This is a genomic window from Burkholderia sp. 8Y (genome assembly GCF_902506145.1).
Taxonomy (GTDB): Bacteria; Pseudomonadota; Gammaproteobacteria; order Burkholderiales; family Burkholderiaceae; genus Caballeronia.
In genome coordinates this window covers 2023056-2050010 of record NZ_LR733520.1, presented here as the reverse complement: position 1 = coordinate 2050010, position 26955 = coordinate 2023056, and the positions used below count along the sequence as shown (strand labels likewise).

Below are 26955 nucleotides of genomic sequence, written 5' to 3'. Positions count from 1 at the left end.
CAGTTCAAGACACGGATAATGGATCAATTCGCCAAAGAGACTCTGCCTATCTCCCTCGAGGAGGAAATGCGCCGTTCGTATCTCGATTACGCGATGAGCGTAATCGTCGGGCGTGCGCTTCCCGATGTCCGCGATGGCCTGAAGCCGGTGCATCGCCGGGCGCTGTACTCGATGCATGAACTGAATAACGACTGGAATCGCGCGTACAAGAAATCGGCGCGTATCGTCGGCGACGTAATCGGTAAGTACCATCCGCACGGCGACGCCTCGGTGTACGAGACCATCGTTCGCATGGCGCAGCCGTTCTCGCTGCGCTATATGCTGGTCGACGGTCAGGGCAACTTCGGTTCCGTCGACGGCGACAACGCCGCGGCCATGCGCTACACCGAAATCCGCATGGCGAAGATCGGCCACGAGTTGCTGGCCGACATCGACAAGGAAACCGTCGACTTCGGTCCCAACTACGACGGCAGCGAGAACGAACCGCTCGTGCTGCCGGCGCGCATTCCGAATCTGCTGATCAATGGCTCGGCCGGCATCGCGGTCGGCATGGCGACCAACATTCCGCCGCACAACCTGCGCGAAATCGTCGATGCCTGTCTGCATCTGCTGAACCATCCGGAGTCGTCGGTCGACGAACTCATCGAGATCGTGCCGGCGCCGGATTTCCCGACCGCCGGCATCATCTACGGCGTCGCCGGCGTGCGCGACGGCTACCGCACCGGGCGCGGGCGCGTCGTCATGCGCGCGGCCACGCACTTCGAAGAGATCGACCGCGGCCAGCGCATGGCGATCATCGTCGACGAAATTCCGTATCAGGTGAACAAGCGCACGCTGCTCGAGCGCATCGCGGAACTCGTCAACGAGAAGAAGATCGAGGGCATTTCGGACATCCGCGATGAATCCGACAAGAGCGGCATGCGCGTCGTGATCGAGCTGAAGCGCGGGGAAGTGCCGGAAGTCGTGCTGAACAACCTGTACAAGCAGACGCAGCTTCAGGACACGTTCGGCATGAATCTGGTCGCGCTCGTCGACGGTCAGCCCAAGCTGCTGAATCTGAAGGAAATGCTCGAGTGCTTCCTGTCGCATCGGCGGGAAGTGCTGACGCGGCGCACGGTGTACGAACTGCGCAAGGCGCGCGACCGCGGTCACGTGCTCGAAGGTCTGGCCGTGGCGCTCGCGAACATCGACGAATTCATCGCCATCATCAAGGCCGCGCCGACGCCGCCTATCGCGAAGCAGGACCTGATGAGCCGTCCGTGGGATTCGTCGCTCGTGCGCGAAATGCTCACGCGCGCGGAGACGGAAGATTCCGGCGGGCGTCTCGCGTACCGTCCGGAAGGGCTGAATCCGGCTTACGGTCTGCAGGAAGACGGCCTCTACAAGCTGTCCGACGTGCAGGCGCAGGAAATCTTGCAGATGCGCCTGCAACGCCTGACGGGCCTCGAGCAGGACAAGATCGTCGGCGAATACCGCGAGGTCATGGCGCAGATCGCCGACCTGCTCGACATCCTCGCGCGGCCGGAACGCATCCGGCAGATGATCGTGGAAGAACTCGGCCAGGTGCGCGCGGAATTCGGCGATGAGCGTCGCTCGCGCATCGAAATGAACGCGACCGAGCTGAATACCGAAGACCTGATCACGCCGCAGGAAATGGTCGTGACCATGTCGCATTCCGGCTACGTGAAGTCGCAGCCGCTGTCCGAATACCGCGCGCAAAAGCGCGGCGGGCGCGGCAAGCAGGCCACGCAGATGAAGGAAGACGACTGGATCGACACGCTGTTCATCGCGAACACGCACGACCATATGTTGTGCTTCTCGAACCGCGGCCGCGTCTATTGGGTCAAGGTCTACGAAGTGCCGCAAGGCTCGCGCAACTCGCGCGGCCGGCCGATCGTCAACATGTTCCCGTTGCAGGACGGCGAGAAGATCAACGTCGTGCTGCCGATCAAGGAGTTCTCGGCGGACAAGTACGTGTTCATGGCGACCGCGCTCGGCACCGTCAAGAAGACGCCGCTCGAAGCGTTCAGCCGTCCGCTGAAGAAGGGCATCATCGCGGTTGGTCTGGATGACGGCGACTATCTTATCGGCGCGGCCATCACCGACGGCGCGCACGACGTCATGCTGTTCTCGGACTCGGGCAAGGCCGTGCGTTTCGACGAAAACGACGTTCGCGCCATGGGCCGCGAAGCGCGCGGCGTGCGTGGCATGCAGCTCGAAGAAGGGCAGCAGGTCATCGCGCTCCTGGTGGCGGGCGGCGAGAACCAGTCGGTGTTGACGGCCACGCAAAACGGCTTTGGCAAGCGCACGCCGATCAACGAATACACGCGCCACGGCCGCGGCACGAAGGGCATGATCGCCATCCAGACGTCGGAGCGCAACGGCAAGGTCGTCGCCGCGACGCTCGTCGATTCGGAAAGCCAGATCATGCTGATCACCACAGCGGGCGTTCTGATCCGCACGCGGGTGTCCGAAATCCGCGAAATGGGCCGTGCAACTCAAGGTGTTACACTCATCAGCCTTGACGAAGGGACGAAGTTGTCGGGACTGCAGCATATCGCCGAAGCAGAGGCCGACGCCGAGCTCGACGAAGCCGATGCAGCAGCAGAGGCAGCCGCCGACGCCGACGCTTCTGCCGCACCGCCGGACGACACGCAAAACGGAGAAGGCGGCGCGGGTGACGAAGGCGCCTGATATTTTTTGTGTCGCCGCTTTCTCGTTATCGCTTTTGCAAGCCTGAATTGGTTAAGCTGCGCGACGTGAGCCTGATGCCGACGCTGCGCTTCCTGTCTTGGAAGCCGGCGCCGCCATGCGGACATGCAAGGCTCGTTGGCAGTGGCGAACTGAATATTTTTTACAGGGAGTAATGATGCAAGGACGTTTCAAGCAGTGGATGTTGCTGGCCGCTTTCGTGCCGACTTTCGCGATGGCTCAGTCGCTCCAGAACCAGGCGCCGAACCAGGCGGCGGCGCCGGCCGCAGCAGCCCCGGTTGATCCGGCCAAGCAAGCTGCGATCAAGGATCTGCTCGACGCAATCGACGCGCAAAAGCTCGTCGGCGCGATCGGCAACAGCGCACAGATGCAAGCCAAGCAACTCGTTCCGGCAATCCTGTCGGACGCGCTGTCGGAAAACAAGTCGCTGAACGACAAGCAGAAGCAGGCCGCTGTCCCGACGCTGCAGAAGAACGCAGTGCCGAAGCTGGTTGACTCCGCAGGTCAGGTGTTCGCCACGGATAACTTCCGTCAGGACGCCATGAAGGCCCAGTACGACGCCTACGCGAAGTACTACTCGACCGACGAGATCAAGGACCTCACGAACTTCTACAAGAGCCCGACGGGCCGCAAGTTCATTCAGGTGCAAGACCAGGTTGGCCGCGACGTCGTCAACGGTCTGATGCAGAAGTACATGCCGCAAGCCATCAAGGCGACCCGCACGCAAGCGGATCAAGAAGTGGCAAGCGTCAAGCCGGGCAAGTAAGCACGGCGCGACGTCCAGAGAAACCGCTGCGGGGCTCGCTGTCCCGCGCGTTGGCGGGTTTTTCAGGACAGTGCGATAATGGCTGTTTGCGCGCAAGCGTAAGCAGCCATTTCTTTTTTCAGGCGCGAGTCATCCGCTGAACCAAGCGACTCGACCAAGTCCGCGCCTGTCATTCGGGATCTCCACATGCGCGTGTTCAATTTCTCCGCCGGCCCGGCGGCCATGCCAGAAGAAGTGTTGAGGCAAGCCGCCGGCGAAATGCTCGACTGGCACGGCAGCGGCATGAGCGTGATGGAAATGAGCCACCGCGGCGCCGAGTTCATGTCGATTCATGAAGCGGCGCTCACCGACCTGCGCGAACTGCTGAACGTGCCGGCCTCGCATCGCATTTTGTTTCTGCAAGGCGGCGGCATCGGTGAAAACGCGATCGTGCCGATGAATCTGCTCGGCGCGAAGAAGACTGCGGATTTCGTCGTGACGGGTTCCTGGTCGGCAAAGTCCTTCAAGGAAGCGCAGAAGTACTGCACGCCGCACGTCGCGGCCACGGGCAAGACCGAGCAAGGCTTCACGCGCGTGCCGGCAATCGGCGAGTGGAAGCTCTCGGACGATCCCGCTTACGTGCATCTGTGCACGAACGAAACCATCGACGGCATCGAGGCATTCGACATTCCGGATCTCGGCGACATCCCGCTCGTCGCGGATGCGTCGTCGCATATTCTTTCGCGTCCGATGGACGTCGCCAAATTCGGCGTGCTCTTCGCGGGCGCGCAGAAAAACATCGGCATGGCGGGCGTGACGGTCGTGATGGTGCGCGAAGACCTGCTCGACCGCGCGCTGTCCATTTGCCCGTCCGCGTTCGAATGGAAGACGGTTGCCGAGAACAACTCGATGTTCAACACGCCGCCCACGTACGCCATCTATATGGCCGGGCTCGTCTTCAAGTGGCTGAAGAAGCTGGGCGGCCTGCACGCGATGGAAGCGCGCAATGTCGAGAAAGCGAAGCTGCTCTACGACACCATCGACGCCAGCGATTTCTACGTCAACAAGGTCGAGCGGCAGAACCGTTCGCGCATGAACGTGCCGTTCTTCCTCGCCGATGAGTCACGCAATACCGATTTCCTGGCCGGCGCGAAAGCGCGCGGGCTACTGCAGCTGAAGGGCCACAAGTCCGTCGGTGGCATGCGGGCATCGATCTACAACGCGGTGCCGGTCGAGGGCGTCAGGGCGCTCGTCGACTACATGAAGGAATTCGAGCGGACGAGCGCGTGAACGCGCCGTCGCTCCTTTAACCGCATTCGCTCAACACGCACCGCATGGACGACGATCTCAATTCAAGACTCAAACCGCTGCGTGAGCGCATCGACGCGCTCGACGCACAACTCATCGCGCTCTTGAACCAGCGCGCTTCCGTCGCGCTCGAAGTCGGCGAGGTGAAGAAGCATTTCAACGCGCCGGTGTTTCGTCCGGAGCGCGAAATGCAGGTCATCGCGCGGCTGCAGGCCACGAGCGACGGTCCGCTCGCGGCGGATCACATCAGTGCCATCTGGCGCGAGATCATGGCCGCCAGCCGCGCGCTCGAACAGACGCTGCGCGCCGCGTTCCTCGGGCCGGTCGGCACCTACAGCGAACAGGCGATGTTCGAATACTTCGGGCATTCCATCGAGGGCCTGCCGTGCCCGTCCATCGACGAAGTGTTCCGCTCGGTCGAAGCCGGCGCCGCGCAATACGGCGTCGTGCCGGTCGAGAATTCGGCGGAAGGCGCGGTATCGCGCACGCTGGATCTTCTGCTGCAAACGCAGCTCGTGATCGGCGGCGAGCTTGCCTTGCCGATCCACCACAATCTGCTGACGGCGTCCGGCTCGCTCGAAGGCGTGACGCGGGTCTGCGCGCATCCGCAGGCGCTCGCGCAGTGTCAGCGGTGGCTGTCGGCGAACGCGCCGCATCTTGAGCGGCAGGCCGTGTCGAGCAATGCGGAAGCGGCGCGCATGGCCGTGGCGGACCGCACGGTGGCAGCCATCGCCGGCGACCGCGCCGCGACGCACTACGGCCTCGGCGTCGTGTACTCGCTGATTCAGGATGATCCGCACAATCGCACGCGCTTTGTCATCATCGGCAAGCAGCCGTCGGATGTGAGCGGCCACGACCAGACGTCGCTCATCGTATCTGTCGCGAACGAGCCGGGCGCGGTGTTCAAGCTGCTCGAGCCGCTCGCGAAGCACGGCGTTTCGATGACGCGCTTCGAGTCGCGGCCCGCGCGCGTCGGGACGTGGGAGTACTACTTCTATATCGATCTCGAAGGCCACCGCAACGATGCGTCGGTGGCCGCCGCGCTGGAAGAACTCGGGCAAAAGGCTGCGTTTCTCAAGATTCTCGGGTCGTATCCGCGCGCCCGGTAGAATTCGCGCTTTCAGCCGTTCCGTCATCCGCGTCTTTCGACGCGCTTTTTGCGATGTCCCGTGGCCGCGTTCACTTTCAATAAACTCGTTATCTTCGGCGTCGGCCTGATCGGCGGCTCGCTCGCGCGCGCGCTGCGTGAACGCGCGGGCCTCGCGGGGCGCGTGGTCGGCGTCGGGCGCTCGGCGCAGTCGGTGGCGCGCGCAGTCGAGCTCGGCGTGATCGATGAAGCCGCGGCGCTCGACGATTCCGCCGCGCTCTCGCGGGCGCTCGAAGACGCCGATATCGTGCTGCTCGCCGCGCCGGTCGCGCAGACGCAGCCGTTGCTCGCGCGCATCGCGCCGTTTCTCGACCCCCGGACCCTAGTCACCGACGCCGGCAGCACGAAGACCGACGTCGTCGCCGCGGCACGCGCGGCGCTCGGCGAACGCGTCGCCCAGTTCGTGCCGGGGCATCCGATTGCCGGGCGCGAGTCGAGCGGCGTCGATGCCGCGTTGCCCGAGCTTTACGTCGACCGCAATGTCGTGCTGTGTCCGCTCGCAGAAAACGCGCCGGAAGCCGTCGATCGCATTGCCGCGATGTGGCACGCGACCGGCGCGGCCGTGCATCGGATGAGCGAGGCGCAGCACGATCGCGTGTTCGCGTCGGTGAGTCATCTGCCGCATGTGCTCTCGTTCGCGCTCGTGGAGCAGATTCTGGAAGCGCCGGACGCGCAACTGAAGTTCTCGTTCGCGGCGGGCGGTTTTCGCGATTTCACGCGCATCGCGGCGTCGAGTCCGGAAATGTGGCGCGACGTGTGCCTCGCCAATCGCGCGGCGCTGCTCGCGGAACTCGACGCCTACACCGACGTCCTCGCGCGCTTTCGCGCGGCCATCGACGCATCGGATGGCGCGGCGCTGGAAGCTGCGTTCGCGCGTTCACGCGTCGCTCGCACCGAGTGGCAGGAACGCGGCGGCACCAAGATTCCCGGCGATTCGGCCGCGAAATAAGACACACTCCAGGACCCAGCATGGAACATCTCGATCTCGGACCCTTCGCGCGCGCGTCCGGCACGGTGCGGCTGCCCGGCTCGAAGAGCATTTCGAACCGCGTGCTGCTGCTCGCCGCGCTCTCGGCCGGCGAAACGGCGATCACCAATCTGCTCGATTCCGACGACACCCGCGTGATGCTTGCCGCGCTGGAGACGCTCGGCGTGGCGCTCAGGCGCGATGGCGAGCGCGTGATCGTGACGGGCACGGGCGGCACGTTTCCGTCGAAATCGGCGGAGCTTTTCCTCGGCAACGCGGGCACGGCGGTGCGTCCGCTGACGGCGGCGCTCGCGGTCAACGGCGGCGAATATCGCGTTCACGGCGTGCCGCGCATGCACGAGCGGCCCATCGGCGATCTCGTCGACGGCCTGCGTCAGATCGGCGCGAAGATCGACTACGAGCAGAACGACGGCTTTCCGCCGCTCAGGATTCACGCATCCAACATTGCCGTGGACAAACCGATCCGCGTGCGCGGCGACGTGTCGAGCCAGTTTCTCACCGCGCTCCTGATGAGCCTGCCGGTCATCGAAGGCCGCAACGGGCCAGTGACGATCGAAGTCGAAGGCGAACTCATTTCGAAGCCCTATATCGAGATCACGGTCCGGCTGATGGAACGCTTCGGCGTCACCGTCGAGCGCGAGGGCTGGGCGCGCTTCACCGTGCCCGCCAGCGCGGCCTACCGGTCGCCCGGCGCGATCATGGTGGAAGGCGATGCGTCGTCCGCATCGTATTTTCTGGCGGCGGGCGCCATCGGCCACGGGCCGGTGCGCGTGGAAGGCGTCGGGCGGTCGAGCATTCAGGGCGACGTCGGCTTCGCGGACGCGCTCAATCGCATGGGCGCGAACGTGATGATGGGCGACGACTGGATCGAAGTGCGCGGCGTCGAATCCGACGACGGCAAGCTCTCGCCCATCGACATGGACTTCAACCTGATTCCGGACGCCGCGATGACGATTGCCGTGGCCGCGCTCTTCGCGAGCGGCACGACGACGCTGCGCAACATCGCGAGCTGGCGCGTGAAGGAAACGGACCGCATCGCCGCGATGGCGACGGAACTGCGCAAGGTCGGCGCGACCGTGGAAGAGGGCGCGGATTACCTCGTCGTCACGCCGCCCGCGAAACTGATCGCGAACGCCGCCATCGACACGTACGACGATCACCGCATGGCGATGTGCTTTTCGCTCGTGAGCCTGGGCGGCGTGCCGGTGCGCATCAACGATCCGAAGTGCGTTAACAAGACGTTCCCCGACTACTTCGACCGTTTCGCGACGCTCGTGAGAACCTGAGCCGCGCAATGTCCTTGATCATCAGAACAGCAACAACGGGCCAGAACGGCCATACGCAATGAAACCGAGCCGTCCATTCGACCCCACTCCAGTAATCACCATCGACGGGCCGACGGCGTCGGGCAAGGGCACGGTCGCGGCGGTCGTCGCGGCCACGCTCGGCTTTCATCTGCTCGACAGCGGCGCGCTGTACCGGCTCGCGGCGCTCGCGAGCGTGCGCTACGGCATCGACAAGGCCGACGCGGCCGCGCTTGCAAATCTCGTCGGCGACCTGCATATCACGTTCCGCGAGGGATGCGCGCAGCTCGACGGCGTCGACGTGTCGAGCGAAATCCGCGCCGAGGAAATCGGCAATCGCGCGTCCGCAATCGCGGTGCATCCCGAAGTGCGGCAGGCGCTGGTCGCGCGCCAGCGGGCGTTCCGCAAGCGCCCGGGGCTCGTCGCCGACGGGCGCGACATGGGCACGGTCATCTTCCCGGACGCCACGCTGAAGGTCTTTCTCACCGCGAGCGTCGAGGCCCGCGCGGCCAGGCGCCATAAGCAATTGATGCAAAAAGGCTTTTCTGCTAATATGGATGACTTGCTGCGCGATTTGCGCGAGCGCGACGCCCGCGACATGAACCGGGCAGCCGCGCCGCTCAAGCCCGCGGCGGACGCGAGGACGCTGGACACCTCCGGTTTGTCGATCGACCAGGCGGTCGAGCAGATCATCGGCTGGTACAGCGAAGTGCGCGTGTAAGAGATGCATTGGAAGTGCCGGTTCGCCCGCCGCAGTTGGTTGGCAGGCTGCCGGATGGTTTGGTGCTCCGTCATGTGGCGGAGCGTGTGTTAACCCTTTAACCCCGTGCGGCTTCGCGCATCGTCGGCCAGGTGGCCTCAAGCGCAAAGGCTGTGCAAATATTGATTTTTATGTCCGACCTGCAAACCTCCACCCCGAATAACGAATCTTTCGCGGCTCTGTTCGAAGAGTCGCTGACCAAGCAGGACATGCGCGCCGGCGAAGTGATCTCCGCCGAAGTCGTGCGTGTCGACCACAACTTCGTGGTCGTGAACGCTGGTCTGAAGTCCGAAGCCTATATTCCGCTCGAAGAATTCCTGAACGACGCGGGTGAAGTGGAAGTGCAGGCGGGCGACTTCGTTTCCGTCGCGATCGACGCGCTGGAAAACGGCTATGGCGACACCATCCTGTCGCGCGACAAGGCGAAGCGTCTGGCTTCGTGGCTGTCGCTGGAAAAGGCGCTGGACAACAACGAACTCGTCACCGGCACCATCACCGGCAAGGTGAAGGGCGGCATGACCGTGATGGTCAACGGCATCCGCGCGTTCCTGCCGGGTTCGCTCGTGGACACGCGTCCGGTCAAGGACACGACTCCGTACGAAGGCAAGACGCTCGAATTCCGCGTTATCAAGCTCGACCGCAAGCGTAACAACGTCGTGCTGTCGCGCCGTGCCGTGATCGAAGCCACGCAAGGCGAAGAGCGCGCAAAGCTGCTCGAAACGCTGAAGGAAGGCGCGATCGTGGAAGGCGTGGTCAAGAACATCACCGACTACGGCGCGTTCGTGGACCTCGGCGGTATCGACGGCCTGCTGCACATCACCGACATCGCATGGCGTCGCGTGCGTCACCCGTCGGAAGTGCTGTCGGTTGGCCAGGAAGTCACCGCGAAGATCCTCAAGTTCGACCAAGAGAAGAACCGCGTTTCGCTCGGTATCAAGCAATTGGGCGACGATCCGTGGGAAGGCATCTCGCGCCGTTACCCGTCGGGCACGCGCCTGTTCGGTAAGGTCACCAACATCACCGACTACGGCGCATTCGTCGAAGTGGAATCGGGCATCGAAGGCCTCGTCCACGTGTCGGAAATGGACTGGACGAACAAGAACGTTGCACCGTCAAAGGTCGTGCAACTGGGCGACGAAGTCGAAGTCATGGTTCTCGAAATCGACGAAGACCGCCGCCGTATCAGCCTCGGCATGAAGCAGTGCAAGCCGAACCCGTGGGACGACTTCAGCCGCAACTTCAAGAAGGGCGACAAGCTGCAAGGCGCAATCAAGTCGATCACCGACTTCGGCGTCTTCATCGGTCTGCCGGGCGGCATCGACGGTCTGGTTCACCTGTCGGACCTGTCGTGGTCGGAAACGGGCGAAGAAGCGGTTCGCAAGTACAAGAAGGGCGACGAAGTCGAAGCCGTGGTTCTGGGCATCGACGTCGAGAAGGAACGCATCTCGCTCGGCATCAAGCAGCTCGAAGGCGATCCGTTCAGCAACTTCGTCGCGATCAACGACAAGGGCGCAATCGTCGACGGCGTCGTGAAGTCGGTCGATCCGAAGGGTGCGGTCGTCACGCTGTCGGGCGAAGTCGAAGGCTACCTGCGCGCTTCGGAAATCGCACAAGACCGCGTGGAAGATGCGCGCAACGTGCTGAAGGAAGGCGACAAGGTCAACGCGATGATCATCAACATCGATCGCAAGTCGCGCGGCATCAACCTGTCGATCAAGGCGAAGGATTCTGCGGAGCAACAGGAAGCCATGCGCGGCCTGCAATCTTCGGACTCGAACGCCGCCGCTACCGGCACGACCAACCTCGGCGCGCTGCTGAAGGCCAAGCTCGACGGCCAGAACAGCTAAGCCTTAACGGTACTGCTGCAGTATGACCAAATCGGAATTGGTCGCCCAGTTGGCCTCGCGATTTCCGCAACTTGTCCTCAAGGATGCGGATTTCGCGGTCAAGACGATGCTCGATGCGATGTCCGAGGCGCTTGCCAATGGTCATCGCATCGAAATTCGCGGCTTCGGCAGCTTCGGGCTCAACCGTCGTCCGTCGCGCGTCGGGCGCAATCCCAAGTCGGGTGAAAAAGTGCTGGTACCGGAGAAATTCGTGCCCCACTTCAAGCCGGGCAAGGAATTGCGCGAACGCGTCGATGGCCGCGCGGGCGAGCCGCTGAAGGCGTCGAACGACGACGATGCGGACGATCTCTGATCGGCGCGCATCGGCACGAATCATTGTCTGCGCATGCGCGCAGATGAGCTGCCGCGACGTCCGGCCATGAGGCAATCGACCAGAAAAGCACCCCTCGCGGGTGCTTTTTTTTGCCTTTTTGCGCCGCACGCATAGGTATCGCGTTCGGTAGCGCACACAGCGCCGGCATTTCGTCGGAGGCTTGCGCCGCGCCGGTCCTTGGCGGCAAACGCATCCATTACAATACCGGTCACTTTGACTCGGGTAATCACGTAGGCCGGACGGCGAAAAGACGGCCGCGAGATGTAACCGCAAGTTGTCACCGCTTTTTTGCGAGACCTACATGAAATTCATTGTCTGGCTGATCCGCGTTCTGGTTTTCGTGCTGCTGCTCGTGCTGGCGCTGGCCAACACCCAGCCTGCGACACTGAATTTCCTCGCCGGCTACGCCTGGCAGGCGCCGCTGATTTTGATCGGGCTGGCGTTTTTCGTGGTGGGGCTGCTCGCCGGGCTCGTCTCGGCCGTGCCGGCGATGCTGCGTTTGCGGATCGAGAACGGGCGCCTGAAGCGCGACGTGCGCGTCGCCCGCGAAACGCCGGTGGTCAAAGAAGAACCGCCGATGCCGCCGCTCATCTGATACGCGCATCCTCAAGCAGCACCTAACCGAATCACCGACAAAACCGCATGGATCTAGACTTCTGGTGGCTGCTCGTCATTCCCGTGGCTTTCGCGCTCGGCTGGATGGCATCCCGCTACGACCTGAAAACGCTGCTATCCGAGAATGCGAACCTGCCGCGCTCGTACTTTCGCGGCCTGAACTTCCTGCTCAACGAGCAACACGACAAGGCAATCGACGCGTTCATCGAAGTCGCCAAGCTGGACCCGGAAACCATCGAGTTGCACTTCGCGCTCGGCAATCTGTTTCGGCGGCGCGGCGAGACGGATCGCGCGATTCGAGTGCATCAGAATTTGCTGAGCCGTGCGGACCTGCCGGTTGCGGAACGCGATCACGCGCTGTACGAACTGGGGCAGGACTTCCTGAAAGCGGGCCTGCTGGATCGCGCGGAGGAAACGTTTCGCTCCCTCGAAGCCGGCGAATATTCGCTCGGGGCGCAGCGCGCGCTGCTGACCATTTACGAGATCGAAAAGGACTGGCCGAAGTCCATCACGACAGCCGAGCGCATCGAGAAAATGGGCGCGCCGTCGCTGCATATGGAAATCGCGCATTTCCATTGCGAACTCGCGCAGGAAGCGTTGCAGCGCAAGAATCTGGACGATGCGCGCGCAGAACTGAAGCTCGCGCTGGCGTCGAATCCGGACAACGTCCGCGCCACGATTCTCTCCGGCGATGCCGAAGCGGCCGCCGGAAACGTCGAAGCCGCGATTGCCGTCTGGAAGCGCGTCGAAGCGCAGAATGAAGCGTATCTGCCGCTCGTCGCGGAAAAGTTGATGAAGGCGTACGCGGCGCTCGGGCGCAAGGACGAGGGCGTGGATTTGCTGATCGACTACGCGACGCGGTATCCGTCGAATGATTTGCTCGATGTCGCGTACAAGCACGTCCAGGAACTGCGCGGCCTCGACGCGGCGCATGCGCTCGTGCGCCGGCAAATGGAGATCGCGCCGAATCTCGCGGGCATGACGCGCCTGCTCGAAGCGCAGGAAGCGACGGCCGAGGAGCCGCGCCGGGGCGAACTGCAACTCATGCGCACGCTGGTCAAGCAACGCACCAAGAATTTGCCGCGCTATACGTGTCAGACTTGTGGATTCCGCGCGCGTCTATTCTATTGGCAGTGCCCCGGCTGCAGCGGCTGGGAGACCTACGCGCCGCGACGCGTCGAACCGATCACGAGTTCGGCCTGAGTTCGCACACCATCGCGAGCGCGCAGTACGGGCGCTCATCATCATCGCCGCCATCTTAGGAACCCACGGAGAGCTATGAAAGTTACCATCGTTGGTACGGGTTACGTCGGTCTCGTGACCGGTGCTTGCCTCGCTGAAATCGGCAATGACGTGTTCTGTGTTGACGTCGATCCGCGCAAGATCGAGATCCTCAACAGCGGCGGCGTGCCGATTCACGAGCCGGGCCTCCAGGAAATGCTCAAGCGCACGCGCGCGGCGGGACGCATCCAGTTCTCCACCGACGTGAAGGCGAGCGTCGAGCACGGCGACATCCAGTTCATCGCGGTCGGCACGCCGCCCGACGAGGACGGCTCCGCCGACTTGCAGTACGTGCTCGCGGCGGCGCGCAACATCGGACGCTATTCGAACGGCTTCAAGGTGATCGTCGACAAATCGACGGTGCCGGTCGGCACGGCGCTGCAAGTCAAGCGCGTCGTGGACGAAGAACTGAAGGCGCGCGGGCTCGACGTCGCGGACAAGCACGGCTTCTCCGTCGTGTCGAATCCTGAGTTCCTGAAGGAAGGCGCGGCAGTCGACGACTTCATGCGGCCGGACCGCATCGTAATCGGCATCGACGACGACCGGGCCGGCAACCGCGCGCGCGAAATGATGAAGCGCCTCTACGCGCCGTTCAACCGCAATCACGAGCGCACGCTCTACATGGACGTGCGTTCCGCCGAGTTCACGAAATACGCGGCCAACGCGATGCTCGCCACGCGCATCTCGTTCATGAACGATCTCTCGAATCTGGCGGATGCCGTCGGCGCGGACATCGAATCCGTGCGTCGCGGCATTGGCTCGGACCCGCGCATCGGCTATCACTTTCTGTATGCGGGTTGCGGCTACGGCGGCTCGTGCTTCCCGAAAGACGTGCAGGCGCTCGTGCAGACGGCGCGCGAAAACGGGCATCGTCTGCAGATTCTCGAATCGGTCGAAGCAGTCAACAACGCGCAGAAGGAAGTGCTCGTCAACAAGATCGTCAAGCGCATGGGCGAAGACCTGCGCGGCCGCACGTTCGCCGTGTGGGGACTCGCGTTCAAGCCGAACACCGACGATATGCGCGAAGCGTCGAGCCGGCGCCTGATCGCGTCGCTGCTCGAGCGCGGCGCGACGGTGCGGGCCTACGATCCGATCGCGATGGCCGAAGCGCAGCGCGTGTTCGCGCTCGATCTCGACGGTCGCCGCGAGGACATGGAGCGCCTGCACTTCGTGCAAACGCAGCAGGAAGCATTGACGGGCGCGGACGCACTCGTCATCGTGACGGAATGGAAGGAATTCAAGAGCCCGGACTTCGGGCACTTGAAGAGCGAGCTGAAGATGCCGGTTATCTTCGACGGCCGCAATTTGTATGAACCGGAAACGATGGCCGAACTAGGCATCGATTATTTTGCAATAGGACGTCCCCATGTCGAACTCGACGGCAATGGCAGCCGGCAATAGCCCGGCGAATATCCCAGTGGTGCCGCGCGCCCGCATTTCGGCGGCGCGCGTGCTGGTGGTCGGCGATGTGATGCTTGACCGCTACTGGTTCGGCGACGTGAACCGCATCTCGCCCGAAGCGCCCGTGCCGGTCGTGCACGTGCAGAAGAAGGAGGATCGCCTGGGCGGCGCGGCGAACGTCGCGCGCAACGCGGCGGCGCTCGGCGCGCAGGCGGGGCTGCTGTGCGTCGTGGGGCATGACGAGCCGGGCGAGCGCATCGTGGAATTGCTCGGCGAGAGCCGGGTCGCCGCGCATCTCGCGCGCGACCCGGAACTGCTCACCACCATCAAGCTGCGCGTGCTGTCGCGTCAGCAGCAACTGCTGCGCGTCGATTTCGAGAACACGCCGAATCACGAAGTGCTGCGCGCGTGCCTCGAACGCTTCACGGAACTGCTGCCGCAGCACGACGTGATTCTGATGTCCGACTACGCGAAGGGCGGTCTAACGCACGTCACGAAGATGATCAGCGACGCCCGCGAGGCGGGCAAACCCGTGCTCGTCGATCCGAAAGGCGACGACTGGGAGCGTTATCGCGGCGCGACGCTCATCACGCCGAACCGCGCCGAACTGCGCGAAGTGGTCGGCCACTGGAAGTCCGAGGAAGACCTGCACGAGCGCGTGACGAAGCTGCGCGCGGAGCTGGATTTGAGCGCATTGTTGCTCACGCGCTCGGAAGAGGGCATGACGCTCTTCACGGAGAACCAGGTGCTGCACAATTCGGCCGAAGCGCGCGAAGTGTATGATGTCTCGGGCGCGGGCGACACCGTCATCGCGACGGTGGCCACCATGCTCGGCGCAGGCGTGCCGCTCGTCGATTCGATCGTGTACGCGAACCGCGCGGCCGGCATCGTCGTGGGCAAGCTCGGCACGGCGACCGTCGACTACAACGAACTCTTCGCCTGATCTCACATGACTTTCATCGTTACCGGGGCGGCCGGCTTCATCGGCAGCAATATCGTCAAGGCGCTCAACGAGCGCGGCGAGCATCGCGTGATCGCGGTGGACAACCTCACGCGCGCCGACAAGTTCAGGAATCTCGTCGATTGCGAGATCGACGATTACCTCGACAAAACCGAGTTCATCGAGCGTTTTCGGCGCGGCGATTTCGGCACGGTGCGCGCGGTGTTCCATGAAGGCGCCTGCTCGGACACGATGGAAACTGATGGCCGCTACATGATGGACAACAACTTCCGGTATAGCCGCGATGTGATGGACATCTGTCTCGCGCAGGGCGCGCAGTTCTTGTATGCGTCGTCGGCGGCCACGTACGGCGGATCGAGCCGGTTCGTCGAGGAGCGCGAACTCGAGAAGCCGCTCAACGTGTACGGCTACTCGAAGTTCCTCTTCGATCAGATCGTCCGTCAGGTGTTGCCGAAGGCGGGCAGCCAGATCGTCGGTTTTCGCTATTTCAACGTGTACGGCCCGCGCGAGACGCATAAAGGGCGCATGGCGTCGGTCGCGTTCCACAACTTCAACCAGTTCCGCGCGGAAGGCAAGGTCAAGCTCTTCGGCGAATACAACGGCTACGCGGCGGGTGAGCAGACGCGCGATTTCGTGTCGGTGGAAGATGTGGTGAAGGTCAATCTGCACTTCCTCGATCATCCGGAGAAGTCGGGCATCTTCAATCTCGGCACGGGGCGCGCGCAGCCGTTCAACGACATCGCCTCGACCGTGGTCAACACGCTGCGCGCGATCAACGGCGAGGCGCCGCTGTCGCTCGCGGAACTCGTGCAGCGCGGGCTCATCGAGTACATTCCGTTCCCAGACGCGCTGCGCGGCAAGTACCAGTGCTTCACGCAAGCGGATCAGACACGCTTGCGCGCAGCCGGCTACGAAGCGCCGTTTCTGACCGTTCAGGAAGGCGTGGATCGCTACGTGCGTTGGCTATTCGGCCAGCTATAAACGCCTTCGAAGTCTCTCTACACTGGGTCTTGCGGTCGGCACTGTTCGCCGGCCGGTTCTTCTGGAGACTCAGTATGTTCAAGCAAGCCCTTTCGACCCTCGTCGCGCTCGCGCTCACCCTGTCCATCGGTTCGGCGCTCGCGGCGGTCGATGTCAACGCCGCCAATACCGATGCCTTGCGCGGCATCAAGGGCATCGGCCCGGCCAAGGCGAAAGCCATTCTCGATGAACGTCAGGCGCACGGCCCCTTCAAGGATGCGGCCGACCTCAGCTCGCGCGTCAAAGGCTTGGGCGGCAAGACGGTGCAGCGTCTCACGGCCGAAGGCCTGAGCATCGGCACGGCGTCGAAGACCGCAGCCACCGCCGGGGCCACGGGCGCCAATGGCGCGAACAGCGTCAGCGCGACGCCTGTGCTGTCGTCGCCGGCATCGAAGCCCGTTGTCGTCAAGAAGTAAGCGGTACGGCGCGCGGCGCAGACTGTCGGCTGCCGCGCGCCACAATGGATTTCTTCGCTCCTTCAGCCTTCGGATGGTTTAGGCTCCCCGCGGTTCGCCTCGCCGCGGGTTTTTTGCGTGGAAAAGCCGTCCCCCGTGGCAGTCGCGTAGCCATCCGCGCATGAGGGGCGAGACGCATCGGGGGAACCGGTGGGCTACAATCAGTGGACTCCCATATCAATATTCCGGCGAACGCGCGCACAAGCATGCGCCGTCGTCCGTGGAACCTCAATCCGGTCCGCTATGGCTTACATGACTATCGAAGACACGATCGGCAATACGCCGCTCGTGCAGCTCGTCCGCGTCGTGGACGATGAAATCCGCAGCCGCAACAACGTCGTGCTCGGCAAGCTCGAAGGCAATAACCCGGCGGGCTCGGTGAAGGACCGCCCGGCGCTGTCGATGATCAGGAAAGCTGAAGAGCGCGGCCGCATCAAGCCGGGCGACACGCTGATCGAAGCGACGAGCGGCAACACGGGCATCGCGCTCGCCATGGCTGCGGCGGTGCGCGGCTACAAGATGGTGCTCATCCTGCCGGAGGACTTGTCCATCGAGCGGCGTCAGAGCATGGGCGCGTACGGCGCGCAGATCATCCTCACGCCGGTCACGGGCGGCATGGAATACGCCCGCGATCTCGCCGATCAGATGCAGCGCGACGGCAAGGGCATCATCCTCGATCAATTCGCGAATCCGGACAATCCGCTCGCGCACTACGAAACCACCGGCCCGGAACTCTGGCAACAGACCGAAGGGCGCATCACGCATTTCGTCTCGTCCATGGGCACGACCGGCACCATCATGGGCGTGTCGCAGTATCTGAAGGAGAAGAACGAGAAGATCGAGATCATCGGTGCGCAGCCGGAAGAGGGCTCGCGCATTCCGGGCATCCGCAAATGGCCGGAAGCCTACATGCCGAAGATTTTCGATCGCAGCCGCGTGGATCGCGTGGAGAACGTGAGTCAGGCGGCGGCGGAGGCAATGGCGCGGCGGCTGGCGTCGGTGGAAGGCATCTTCGCCGGCATTTCGTCGGGCGGCGCGTGCGAAGTGGCGCTACGCGTCGCGCGTCAGCTCGAGAACGCGACCATCGTGTTCGTGGTCTGCGATCGCGGTGACCGTTATCTGTCGACGGGCGTCTTTCCCGCCTGAGCGTGTTGAGCGTGTTGAGCAGTAAGGCGCGGCCCGCTTTGGGTGGCGGACCGCCTAAAGAGAAGAGCTAGCCTATTGCGGGGCGTCGCCCGCCGCCATGCGCGCCTTGACGGCTTCGCCCAGTTGATACACGGCGAGCGCATAGAAGAAGCTGCGGTTATAGCGTGTCAGCACGTAGAAGTTCTTCAAGCCGAGCGTGTATTCGGTCGCGCGGCCCGGCGTCGGAAGATCGACGACGGTCAGCGGCGTGGCCGCCTCCGCGCCCAGGTTCAAGCCCGGCTCCGTCAGCAGCATGCCGGCTTTGGTCAACTGCGCGAGCGACCAGTGCGGCTCCGGCTGCCCGTCGGCGGCGGCCTGCGCGATGCCCTGGCTGCCTTCGTCGCCCGCAATGCGCCACACGACCGGACGGCCCGGCTCCCAGCCGTTCTGCTTCAGATAGTTCGCGACACTGCCGATGGCGTCCGCCGGGCTCGTGCGCAGATCGATGCGGCCGTTGCCGTCGAAGTCCACCGCGTACTGCACGATGCTGCTCGGCAGGAATTGCGGAATGCCGATCGCACCGGTGTACGAGCCGAGCACGGTTGTCGGATCGATTTGCGAGTCGCGCGTCCAGACGAGCAGGTCTTCGAGATTCTTGCGGAACGTCGCCTGACGTTCGGCGCGGTTCGGTGTGTTCGGGTAGTCGAACGTGAGCGTGGTCAACGCGTCGAGCGCGCGGAAATTGCCCATGTACTTGCCGTAGATGGTCTCCACCCCGATGATCCCGACGATCACTTCCGGCGGCACGCCGAACTGCGCGGACGCGCGCTGCAACGTGGCCTGATTCGCGCGCCAGAATTTCACGCCCGCATTGATGCGGATCGGCTCGATGAAGCGCGACTGATACGCGCGCCAGTTCTTGAGCGACGGCGTCGGCGACGGCAACACCAGCTTCACGGCCGTCGCCGAGTAGCTCACGCGATTGAAGAGCTCATGCAGCGCGGCGGGATCGAAGTCGTAGCGCGCCACCATGTCGTTGATGAACGCATCGACATTCGGATTGTTCGCGTATCGCTGCGGCACGATCTCTTCTTCGAACACTTGCCCTTGCGGCGTCGCGGTCTGCGGCTGCTGCGACTGCGCAAGGGCACTGTTGCCGGACACGACGCCGAATGCGCAGAGCAGGGAAGCAATGAACGCGCGCGTCAGCGGCTTGAAGGACGAGTCGAGCGAGGCAAACGGAAAAGTCATAGTGTGCTTGATGAGCGATTGAGGGCGATGCCGGATGTTCTGCCGTCGCGTGCAGCTTCTTGCAACGATTCTTGACCGAGCGCATGTGCCTGCAACGTGCCTTCGGCGCTGGCTGCCGGGGCGTCGGCGCAGTATAACCGACGCCTTGCGCGCGCAAGGCCGATGCCACCGGCCCCGACGGCCGTTTCGAACGGTGTGGTAACTTAACGTCAAATGCGCGCGGCGGGATCGCGTATGACGAAAAAAGACGAGACAAGCGCCGACGACAGCGGCACTGCGAGACACCATGGCCACTGGCTTCTACACCCACCCCGACTGCCTGCAGCACGATAACGGCCAGTGGCATCCCGAATGCCCGGCGCGTCTTCAGGCAATCGAAGATCAACTCATCGCGAGCCGTATCGACGCCCTGATCGAGCGCGAAGAAGCGCCGCTCGCCGATGAAGCCGATCTCGCGCGCGTGCACACGCAGGCGCATATCGACTACATCAAGAGCCGCACGCCGGAGCAGGGGCGCAGCGAACTGGACCCGGATACGTCGATGTGCCCGCAGTCGTATCGCGCGGCGTTGCGCGCGTCGGGCGCGGCCATCGCGGCGACCGACGCCGTCATCGAAGGCCGCTACGACAACGCGTTTTGCAGCGTGCGTCCGCCGGGCCACCACGCGGAGCCGGCGCGCGCCATGGGCTTTTGCCTGTTCAACAACGTCGCGATTGCCGCGCGTCACGCGCTGGAAGTGCACGGCCTGGAACGCGTCGCGGTCATCGATTTCGACGTGCATCACGGCAACGGCACCGAAGCCGCCTTCACCGGCGACCCGCGCGTCCTGATGTGCAGCTTCTTTCAGCATCCGTTCTATCCGTTCAGCGGCGCCGACAGCCACGCGCCCAACATGGTGAACGTGCCGCTGCCCGCGCGCACGAAAGGCATGGCGGTGCGCGAAGTCATCGACATGATGTGGCTGCCGCGTCTCGACGAATTCAAGCCGCAGATGCTGTTCATCTCGGCGGGCTTCGACGCGCACCGAGAAGACGACCTCGGCAACATGGGGCTGGTCGAAGACGACTACGCGTGGATCACCGAGCAGATTCGCGCGGTAGCCGAGCGCCACGCGCAAGGGCGCATCGTGAGTTGCCTCGAAGGCGGATACAACCTGTCCGCGCTCGGGCGCAGCGTCGTTGCGCATTTGCGGGCATTGGCGCAGATTTAGCAAATGCGTCCAAATAGGCCGGCGTAATTAGCCGATCCGAAATCGTTATTAAGCGGAAAGATCAGCGTCCTGTAAAATCGCGCTTCTCAAAAAGCGGCAGTTCAACAAGCGGCGGCCGGCTGCGCGGGTGATTCCACCTGGCGTTGCCTCCCGCCGTTTGCATTTTCCAGATCGGCGCATGATCGAAATACGTAATCTCTCGCAGCGTTTCGCGGGGCCCCGGGGCTGGGTCGAAGCGTTGCACAACGTCAATCTGACGATTCCCGCCGGCGAAGTGTTCGGCATCATCGGGCGCAGCGGGGCGGGCAAGAGCACGCTGGTGCGCACCCTCAATCTGCTGACGTGGCCAAGCGAAGGCAACGTGATCGTCGATGGACGCGATCTCACGACCCTGCGCCCGGACGACCTGCGCGCCGCGCGCCGCGATATCGGCATGATCTTTCAGCACTTCAATCTGCTGTCCTCGCGCACCGTGTACGGCAATGTCGCGCTGCCGCTCGAACTCGCGGGCAAGAAGCGCGCGGACATCGAAGCGGCCGTTTTGCCGCTGCTCGATCTCGTCGGCCTCACCACGCACAAGGACAAATATCCCGCGCAGATCAGCGGCGGACAGAAGCAGCGCGTGGGCATCGCGCGGGCGCTCGCGAGCAATCCGAAAGTGCTGCTGTCCGACGAAGCCACATCCGCGCTCGATCCCGAAACCACGCGCGCCATTCTCGATTTGCTGCGCAAGATCAATCGCGAACTCGGTCTCACCATCGTGCTCATCACGCATCAGATGGAAGTCATCAAGCAGGTCTGCGACCGCGTCGCCGTGCTGGATGCGGGGCGCGTGGTCGAAGAAGGCAAGGTAGTCGACGTGTTCATGCAGCCGCATCACGAAGTCACGCGCGCGCTCATTGGCGATGTCATCGCGCACGAGCTGCCGCCCGCGCTGAAGGCGCGCGTCGTCGAGCGGCTCAAGACGGGCAGCGGCCATTTGCTGCGGCTTGCGTTCACGGGCTCGGGCGTCGATCAGCCGATTCTCTCCGAGACGATTCGCCGCTACGAACTGGACTTCAACATTCTGCACGGCCAGATCGACGAGATTCAAGGCCAGGCGTTCGGATCGCTCGCCGTGCTGGCGGGCGGTCAGCCGGTGAAGGTCGCCGAGGCGATCGCTTATTTGCGCACGCAAGGCGTGGTGGTGGAGGAGTTGTCCCATGTTGAGTGAAATGTTCGACATGTTCGTGCAGTCGTTCTGGGAAACGTTGATCATGGTCGGCATCTCGGGACTCGTCGGCGCGGCGGTGGGCCTGCCGCTCGGCGTGCTGCTCTATCTGACGGACCGCGACGGCGTGCTGCAGAACATGGCGGTGAACCGCGTGCTCGGCGGCGTCGTGAATGCGGTGCGCTCGACGCCGTTCATCATCCTGCTCGTCGCGGTGATTCCGTTCACGCGGCTGATCGTCGGGTCGTCCATCGGCACGGCAGCGGCGGTCGTGCCGCTCACCATCGCGGCGGCGCCGTTCATCGCGCGGCTTGTCGAAACGGCGCTGCGCGAAGTGGACCGCGGTCTCATTGAAGCGGCGCAGGCCATGGGCGCGACCACCCGCCAGATCGTCTTCAAGGTGCTGTTGCCGGAGTCGCTGCCGGGCGTCGTCGCGGGACTCACCATCACGTTCGTCTCGCTCGTCGGCTATTCGGCGATGGCGGGCGCAATCGGCGGGGGCGGGCTCGGCGATCTCGGCATCCGCTACGGTTATCAGCGATTCCTGCCGGAGGTGATGCTCGCGGTCGTCGTCATCCTCATTGTGTTCGTGCAGCTCGTGCAGTCGTTCGGCGACTGGCTCGTGCGGCGCCTGAGCCACAAATAATTCCATCGAAAAGGGGCAGCACATGCAACGTCGATTCATCCTGAAGTTCGCCGCCGCGCTCGGCGCGGCATCGCTTATCAGCACGCTCGCGCACGCGGACGACAACGCAATCAAGGTCGGCGTGACGGGCGGACCGCACGCGCAGGTGATGGACGTGGTGAAGCAGGTCGCCGCGAAGAACGGCCTGAAGATCACGGTCGTCGAGTTCTCGGACTATGTGCAGCCGAACGCGGCGCTCGCGGCGGGCGATCTCGATGCCAACAGCTACCAGCATCTGCCGTATCTGGACGCGCAGGTGAAAGACCGCGGCTACAAGCTCATCAAGGTGGCCGATACGGTCACGTTCCCGATGGGCATCTATTCGAAGAAGCTCAAGTCGCTGAGCGAACTGCCGAACGGCGCGCGCATCGCCGTGCCGAACGACCCGACCAACGGCGGCCGCGCGTTGCTGCTGCTGCAAAAGCAGGGCTTGCTCAAACTGCGCGCGGATGCGGGCCTCAAGGCGACGCCGCTCGATATCGTCGAGAATCCGAAGAAGCTGAAGATCGTCGAACTGGACGCCGCGCAGATTCCGCGCTCGCTCGCCGATGTCGATGCCGCCGCCATCAATACAAACTTCGCGATGGAAGCGGGCCTGAAGCCCAGGTCCGACGCCATTGCCATCGAAGACCCGCACGGGCCGTACGCGAACATCATCGCCATTCGTGCCGCCGACAAGGACAAGCCGTGGGTCGGCAAGCTCGTGGCCGCCTATCATTCACCGGAGGTCAAGCAGTTTATCGAGGGCAAGTACGCCGGCGCGGTTATCGCGGCCTGGTGAGCGTTTATCGTGTCTTCGGGTTTTTTGGGATAGAAAGCGAACGACCGTTCTATTAAAGTGAGCGCAGATGATTTGTACGCTGACCTGGTTCGCCCGTCGAGGCTTAGGCGCGAACGCGCCGCTCGTATAATGAGGCTGGGTTGACGTAATCGTAACTTTGGAGCGTGTGGATGAAAATTCTGGTGCCAGTCAAGCGCGTGGTCGACTACAACGTGAAGGTCCGCGTGAAATCGGACAACACGGGCGTCGAACTCGCCAACGTGAAGATGTCGATGAACCCGTTCGACGAAATCGCCGTGGAAGAGGCGGTGCGTCTGAGGGAAGCGGGCGTCGCAACCGAAGTGATCGCGGTGTCGTGCGGCGTCACGCAATGTCAGGAAACGCTGCGCACGGCGCTGGCTATCGGCGCGGACCGCGCGATTCTGGTTGAATCCGCCGAGGACTTGCAGCCGCTCGCGGTCGCGAAGCTGCTCAAGGCGCTGGTCGATCAGGAGAAGCCCGAACTCGTGATTCTCGGCAAACAGGCGATCGACGACGATTCGAACCAGACCGGCCAGATGCTGGCAACGTTGGCAGGTCTGCCGCAGGCGACGTTCGCCTCGAAAGTCGTGATCGCCGATGGCCGCGCGACCGTCTCGCGTGAAGTCGATGGCGGCGCGGAAACGCTGTCGCTCAAGCTCCCCGCGGTCGTCACGACGGACCTGCGCCTGAACGAGCCGCGCTACGTGACGTTGCCCAACATCATGAAGGCGAAGAAGAAGCCGCTGACGACGGTCACGCCCGCCGATCTGGGCGTCGATGTCGCGCCGCGTCTGAAGACGCTCAAAGTCACCGAGCCGCCCAAGCGCAGCGCCGGCGTCACGGTGCCCGACGTGAAGACGCTGGTCGAGAAACTGAAAACCGAAGCGAAGGTGATCTAACGTGACGACACTCGTAATTGCGGAACACGACAACGCGTCGATCAAAGCGGCGACGTTGAACACGGTCGCGGCAGCGGCCAAGCTGGGCGGCGATATTCATGTGCTGGTCGCGGGTTCCAACGCACAAGGCGCGGCGGATGCGGCTGCGAAGATCGCGGGCGTTTCGAAGGTGCTGCTGGCCGATGCGCCGCAACTCGCCGAAGGGCTCGCGGAAAATGTCGAAGGCACGGTGCTGAACATCGCGAAGGACTATTCGCACATCGTTGCCCCGGCCACGGCTTACGGCAAGAACATCGCGCCGCGTATCGCCGCGCATCTCGATGTCGCGCAGATCAGCGAAATCACCGCTGTCGTCAGCGCCGATACCTTCGAGCGCCCGATCTACGCGGGCAACGCGATCGCGACCGTTCAATCGGCCGATCCGATCAAGGTCATCACCGTGCGCGCGACGGGCTTCGATCCGGTGGCGGCGGAAGGCGGTAATGCATCGGTCGAAAAGATCGAAGCAGCGGCGGACGCGGGCATCTCGCAGTTCGTGAACCGCGAAGTCACGAAGCTGGACCGGCCGGAACTGACGAGCGCGAACATTATCGTGTCGGGCGGGCGCGGGCTCGGCAGCGGCGAGAACTACACGCACGTGCTCGAACCGCTCGCGGACAAGCTGGGCGCGGCGCTGGGCGCATCGCGCGCGGCAGTCGATGCGGGCTACGTGCCGAACGATTATCAAGTCGGGCAAACGGGCAAGATCGTCGCGCCGCAGTTGTATGTGGCGGTCGGCATCTCGGGCGCGATTCAGCATCTGGCCGGCATGAAGGACAGCAAGGTGATCGTCGCGATCAACAAGGACGCCGAAGCGCCGATTTTCAGTGTGGCGGATTACGGGCTCGTCGGTGATCTGTTCGCGGTCGTGCCGGAACTGGTGAAAGAACTCGGCTGATCGCGTGCGTCGCGAGCGGCGCCTGCAATAAGAAAAACAAAGGGCGCGACAACCGTTGCGCCCTTTTTGCATCCGGACACGATTGAGGAGACAGAACGATGAGCTACCGCGCCCCCGTGAAGGACATGCTGTTCGTCCTGAAACAACTGGCGGACATCGACAGCATCGCGGCGCTGCCCGGCTACGAGGACGGCAACTTCGATACCGCGCAAGCCGTCGTCGAAGAAGCCGCGCGCTTCTGCGGCGAAGTGCTTGCGCCGCTGAACGTCACGGGCGACCGTCAGCCCAGCACGTGGGCGAACGGACAGGTGACGACGACGCCCGGCTTCAAGGACGCGTTTCGCCAGTTCGCGGAAGGCGGGTGGCAAGGCGTCGTGCATCCGGCGGAGTTCGGCGGACAGAACCTGCCAAAGCTGATCGCGACCGCCTGCATCGAAATGCTCAATTCGGCCAATCTTTCGTTCGCGCTCTGTCCGCTGCTGACGGACGGCGCAATCGAAGCGTTGCTGACGGCCGGCAGCGAAGAGCAGAAGGCGCGCTATCTGCCGAAACTCATTTCCGGCGAATGGACCGGCACGATGAACCTGACCGAGCCGCAAGCCGGCTCCGATCTTGCGCTCGTACGCACGCGCGCCGAGCCGCAAGGCGACGGCACGTACAAGCTCTTCGGCACGAAGATCTTCATCACGTACGGCGAGCACGACATGACGGAGAACATCGTGCATCTGGTGCTCGCGCGCACGCCGAATTCGCCAGAAGGCGTGAAGGGCATTTCGCTCTTTATCGTGCCGAAGTTTCTCGTCAACGATGACGGTTCGCTCGGCGCGCGCAATGACGTGGAGTGCGTTTCCATCGAGCACAAGCTCGGCATCAAGGCGAGTCCGACCGCCGTGCTGCAATACGGCGATCACGGCGGGGCGGTGGGCTATCTGATCGGCGAGGAAAATCGCGGCCTCGAATACATGTTCATCATGATGAACGCCGCGCGTTTCGCGGTCGGCATGCAGGGCGTGTCGGTGTCGGAGCGGGCGTATCAGCAGGCGGTCGCGTATGCGAAGGAACGCGTGCAGAGCCGCCCGGTCGATGGCAGCGCGAAGGCCGCGGTGCCAATCATCCAGCATCCGGATGTACGCCGCATGCTCGCCACGATGCGCGCCTATACCGAAGGCGCGCGCGCCCTCGCGTATGTGGCCGCCGCGCACAGCGACCTGGCGCACGCGCATCCCGAGGAGGCGGTGCGCAAGCGCCATCAGGCGGTCTACGAATTTCTCGTGCCGATCGTGAAGGGCTTCAGCACCGAGATCTCGGTGGATGTCGCGAGCCTCGGCGTGCAGGTGCATGGCGGCATGGGCTTCATCGAGGAAACCGGCGCCGCGCAGCATTATCGCGATGCCCGCATCCTGCCGATCTACGAAGGCACGACCGCGATTCAGGCGAACGATCTGATCGGCCGCAAGACCGTCCGCGATGGCGGCGCGACCGCGCAGGCGCTGCTTGCGCAGATCGACCAGACCCTCGCCGCGCTCGCCGAAGTCGACGGCCAGCCGTTCAAGTCGATGCATCGCCATTTGAGCGCCGGCAGCCTGTCGCTCGCGCGCTCGATCGAGTTCGTCGTCGCGCGGTTCAAGAGCGATCCGAACGCGGTGTTCGCGGGCAGCGTGCCGTATTTGAAGCTCGCGGGCATCGTGCTTTCTGGCTGGCAAATGGCCCGCGCGATGCTCGTCGCGCACGCGAAGCGCGCCGAGGACGAGCCGTTCTATTCGGCCAAGATCGCGACCGCCGAGTTCTTCGCGGAGCACATTCTGTCGCACGCGCCCGGCTTCGAGGCGGCGATCGTAAGCGCCAATGGACGCGAAGGCGTCCTCGCGTTGAGCGAAGACCAGTTCTGAAAACGACGACGGCGCCTGTGCAGGCGCCGT

General features: G+C 63.6%; 24 protein-coding genes. 23 read left to right on the top strand and 1 reads right to left on the bottom strand.

Going from position 1 to position 26955, the window contains the following annotated elements:
- Positions 1-18: 18 nt before the first annotated feature.
- The 16 genes from gyrA (at position 19) to cysM (ending at position 18063) form a co-directional block, all read left to right on the top strand.
- Positions 19-2694 (top strand): DNA gyrase subunit A, encoded by a 2676-nt coding sequence (gene gyrA / locus GV035_RS20200; protein WP_159836739.1) that lies wholly within the window; start codon positions 19-21, stop codon positions 2692-2694.
- A 175-nt stretch (positions 2695-2869) separates the two neighbouring features.
- A complete protein-coding gene (locus GV035_RS20195; protein WP_159838093.1) occupies positions 2870-3478 on the top strand; it encodes a DUF2059 domain-containing protein in 609 nt (202 codons plus the stop codon).
- Between the two features lie 186 nt (positions 3479-3664).
- Positions 3665-4747, top strand: coding sequence for a 3-phosphoserine/phosphohydroxythreonine transaminase (gene serC, locus GV035_RS20190; protein ID WP_159836738.1), 1083 nt, complete (start codon positions 3665-3667; stop codon positions 4745-4747).
- 44 nt (positions 4748-4791) lie between these two features.
- Positions 4792-5874, top strand: coding sequence for a prephenate dehydratase (pheA, locus tag GV035_RS20185; protein WP_159836737.1), 1083 nt, complete (start codon positions 4792-4794; stop codon positions 5872-5874).
- A gap of 60 nt (positions 5875-5934) precedes the next feature.
- Complete coding sequence (locus GV035_RS20180; RefSeq protein WP_159836736.1) at positions 5935-6861, top strand: prephenate dehydrogenase; 927 nt, start codon at positions 5935-5937, stop codon at positions 6859-6861.
- 20 nt (positions 6862-6881) lie between these two features.
- Positions 6882-8186 carry a 3-phosphoshikimate 1-carboxyvinyltransferase gene (gene aroA / locus GV035_RS20175; protein WP_159836735.1) on the top strand — a complete coding sequence of 435 codons (1305 nt, stop codon included), beginning with the start codon at positions 6882-6884 and terminating at the stop codon, positions 8184-8186.
- A 58-nt stretch (positions 8187-8244) separates the two neighbouring features.
- Positions 8245-8925, top strand: a complete 681-nt coding sequence (gene cmk / locus GV035_RS20170; protein WP_159836734.1) for a (d)CMP kinase — start codon at positions 8245-8247, stop codon at positions 8923-8925.
- A 170-nt stretch (positions 8926-9095) separates the two neighbouring features.
- Positions 9096-10811 (top strand): 30S ribosomal protein S1, encoded by a 1716-nt coding sequence (gene rpsA / locus GV035_RS20165; RefSeq protein ID WP_159836733.1) that lies wholly within the window; start codon positions 9096-9098, stop codon positions 10809-10811.
- 22 nt (positions 10812-10833) lie between these two features.
- Positions 10834-11163: an integration host factor subunit beta gene (locus GV035_RS20160; protein WP_008342376.1), complete on the top strand. Its 330-nt coding sequence runs from the start codon at positions 10834-10836 to the stop codon at positions 11161-11163.
- A gap of 322 nt (positions 11164-11485) precedes the next feature.
- The gene (locus tag GV035_RS20155; protein WP_159836732.1) at positions 11486-11779 is read left to right on the top strand and encodes a LapA family protein; all 294 of its coding nucleotides are present in this window, start codon (positions 11486-11488) and stop codon (positions 11777-11779) included.
- A 47-nt stretch (positions 11780-11826) separates the two neighbouring features.
- Positions 11827-13002, top strand: coding sequence for a lipopolysaccharide assembly protein LapB (lapB, locus tag GV035_RS20150; RefSeq protein WP_159836731.1), 1176 nt, complete (start codon positions 11827-11829; stop codon positions 13000-13002).
- Between the two features lie 75 nt (positions 13003-13077).
- On the top strand, positions 13078-14481 hold the full coding sequence (locus tag GV035_RS20145; RefSeq protein ID WP_159836730.1) for a UDP-glucose dehydrogenase family protein: 1404 nt from the start codon (positions 13078-13080) through the stop codon (positions 14479-14481).
- Positions 14447-15424 (top strand): D-glycero-beta-D-manno-heptose-7-phosphate kinase, encoded by a 978-nt coding sequence (gene rfaE1 / locus GV035_RS20140; protein WP_236572672.1) that lies wholly within the window; start codon positions 14447-14449, stop codon positions 15422-15424. Before GV035_RS20145 ends, rfaE1 begins: the two co-directional genes overlap by 35 nt.
- 6 nt (positions 15425-15430) lie before the next feature.
- Entirely contained in the window at positions 15431-16423 is a 993-nt protein-coding gene (rfaD, locus tag GV035_RS20135; RefSeq protein ID WP_159836729.1) for an ADP-glyceromanno-heptose 6-epimerase, read from the top strand.
- Between the two features lie 74 nt (positions 16424-16497).
- A complete protein-coding gene (locus tag GV035_RS20130) occupies positions 16498-16878 on the top strand; it encodes a ComEA family DNA-binding protein (protein ID WP_159836728.1) in 381 nt (126 codons plus the stop codon).
- A gap of 282 nt (positions 16879-17160) precedes the next feature.
- Positions 17161-18063 (top strand): cysteine synthase CysM, encoded by a 903-nt coding sequence (gene cysM / locus GV035_RS20125; protein WP_159836727.1) that lies wholly within the window; start codon positions 17161-17163, stop codon positions 18061-18063.
- 72 nt (positions 18064-18135) lie between these two features.
- Here cysM and mltB read toward each other — a convergent pair whose 3' ends face one another.
- Positions 18136-19293 carry a lytic murein transglycosylase B gene (mltB, locus tag GV035_RS20120; RefSeq protein WP_159836726.1) on the bottom strand — a complete coding sequence of 386 codons (1158 nt, stop codon included), beginning with the start codon at positions 19291-19293 and terminating at the stop codon, positions 18136-18138.
- A 286-nt stretch (positions 19294-19579) separates the two neighbouring features.
- On the opposite strand from mltB, the gene GV035_RS20115 reads away from it, so the two are divergent.
- The 7 genes from GV035_RS20115 (at position 19580) to GV035_RS20085 (ending at position 26925) form a co-directional block, all read left to right on the top strand.
- Positions 19580-20503, top strand: a complete 924-nt coding sequence (locus GV035_RS20115; RefSeq protein WP_159836725.1) for a histone deacetylase family protein — start codon at positions 19580-19582, stop codon at positions 20501-20503.
- Between the two features lie 178 nt (positions 20504-20681).
- Positions 20682-21716, top strand: a complete 1035-nt coding sequence (locus GV035_RS20110; RefSeq protein WP_159836724.1) for a methionine ABC transporter ATP-binding protein — start codon at positions 20682-20684, stop codon at positions 21714-21716.
- Positions 21706-22359: a methionine ABC transporter permease gene (locus GV035_RS20105; protein ID WP_159836723.1), complete on the top strand. Its 654-nt coding sequence runs from the start codon at positions 21706-21708 to the stop codon at positions 22357-22359. Before GV035_RS20110 ends, GV035_RS20105 begins: the two co-directional genes overlap by 11 nt.
- A 22-nt stretch (positions 22360-22381) precedes the next feature.
- Complete coding sequence (locus GV035_RS20100) at positions 22382-23179, top strand: MetQ/NlpA family ABC transporter substrate-binding protein (protein ID WP_159836722.1); 798 nt, start codon at positions 22382-22384, stop codon at positions 23177-23179.
- A 170-nt stretch (positions 23180-23349) separates the two neighbouring features.
- Entirely contained in the window at positions 23350-24099 is a 750-nt protein-coding gene (locus GV035_RS20095; protein ID WP_159836721.1) for an electron transfer flavoprotein subunit beta/FixA family protein, read from the top strand.
- A gap of 1 nt (position 24100) precedes the next feature.
- Positions 24101-25036, top strand: a complete 936-nt coding sequence (locus tag GV035_RS20090) for an electron transfer flavoprotein subunit alpha/FixB family protein (protein ID WP_159836720.1) — start codon at positions 24101-24103, stop codon at positions 25034-25036.
- 98 nt (positions 25037-25134) lie between these two features.
- A complete protein-coding gene (locus tag GV035_RS20085; protein WP_159836719.1) occupies positions 25135-26925 on the top strand; it encodes an acyl-CoA dehydrogenase in 1791 nt (596 codons plus the stop codon).
- The last annotated feature ends 30 nt before the right edge of the window (positions 26926-26955 follow it).

Excerpts from the sequence above, each read along its gene's own strand:
- GV035_RS20145 (WP_159836730.1), top strand. The coding sequence starts at position 13,078 with ATGAAAGTTACCATCGTTGGTACGGGTTACGTCGGTCTCGTGACCGGT.
- serC (WP_159836738.1), top strand. The coding sequence starts at position 3,665 with ATGCGCGTGTTCAATTTCTCCGCCGGCCCGGCGGCCATGCCAGAAGAA.
- GV035_RS20085 (WP_159836719.1), top strand. The coding sequence starts at position 25,135 with ATGAGCTACCGCGCCCCCGTGAAGGACATGCTGTTCGTCCTGAAACAA.
- GV035_RS20095 (WP_159836721.1), top strand. The coding sequence starts at position 23,350 with ATGAAAATTCTGGTGCCAGTCAAGCGCGTGGTCGACTACAACGTGAAG.
- GV035_RS20110 (WP_159836724.1), top strand. The coding sequence starts at position 20,682 with ATGATCGAAATACGTAATCTCTCGCAGCGTTTCGCGGGGCCCCGGGGC.
- cysM (WP_159836727.1), top strand. The coding sequence starts at position 17,161 with ATGGCTTACATGACTATCGAAGACACGATCGGCAATACGCCGCTCGTG.
- GV035_RS20195 (WP_159838093.1), top strand. The coding sequence starts at position 2,870 with ATGCAAGGACGTTTCAAGCAGTGGATGTTGCTGGCCGCTTTCGTGCCG.
- rpsA (WP_159836733.1), top strand. The coding sequence starts at position 9,096 with ATGTCCGACCTGCAAACCTCCACCCCGAATAACGAATCTTTCGCGGCT.
- GV035_RS20160 (WP_008342376.1), top strand. The coding sequence starts at position 10,834 with ATGACCAAATCGGAATTGGTCGCCCAGTTGGCCTCGCGATTTCCGCAA.
- gyrA (WP_159836739.1), top strand. The coding sequence starts at position 19 with ATGGATCAATTCGCCAAAGAGACTCTGCCTATCTCCCTCGAGGAGGAA.
- GV035_RS20100 (WP_159836722.1), top strand. The coding sequence starts at position 22,382 with ATGCAACGTCGATTCATCCTGAAGTTCGCCGCCGCGCTCGGCGCGGCA.
- GV035_RS20155 (WP_159836732.1), top strand. The coding sequence starts at position 11,486 with ATGAAATTCATTGTCTGGCTGATCCGCGTTCTGGTTTTCGTGCTGCTG.
- GV035_RS20105 (WP_159836723.1), top strand. The coding sequence starts at position 21,706 with ATGTTGAGTGAAATGTTCGACATGTTCGTGCAGTCGTTCTGGGAAACG.
- rfaE1 (WP_236572672.1), top strand. The coding sequence starts at position 14,447 with ATGTCGAACTCGACGGCAATGGCAGCCGGCAATAGCCCGGCGAATATC.
- cmk (WP_159836734.1), top strand. The coding sequence starts at position 8,245 with ATGAAACCGAGCCGTCCATTCGACCCCACTCCAGTAATCACCATCGAC.
- GV035_RS20130 (WP_159836728.1), top strand. The coding sequence starts at position 16,498 with ATGTTCAAGCAAGCCCTTTCGACCCTCGTCGCGCTCGCGCTCACCCTG.
- mltB (WP_159836726.1), bottom strand. The coding sequence starts at position 19,293 with ATGACTTTTCCGTTTGCCTCGCTCGACTCGTCCTTCAAGCCGCTGACG.
- aroA (WP_159836735.1), top strand. The coding sequence starts at position 6,882 with ATGGAACATCTCGATCTCGGACCCTTCGCGCGCGCGTCCGGCACGGTG.
- pheA (WP_159836737.1), top strand. The coding sequence starts at position 4,792 with ATGGACGACGATCTCAATTCAAGACTCAAACCGCTGCGTGAGCGCATC.
- lapB (WP_159836731.1), top strand. The coding sequence starts at position 11,827 with ATGGATCTAGACTTCTGGTGGCTGCTCGTCATTCCCGTGGCTTTCGCG.
- GV035_RS20115 (WP_159836725.1), top strand. The coding sequence starts at position 19,580 with ATGGCCACTGGCTTCTACACCCACCCCGACTGCCTGCAGCACGATAAC.
- rfaD (WP_159836729.1), top strand. The coding sequence starts at position 15,431 with ATGACTTTCATCGTTACCGGGGCGGCCGGCTTCATCGGCAGCAATATC.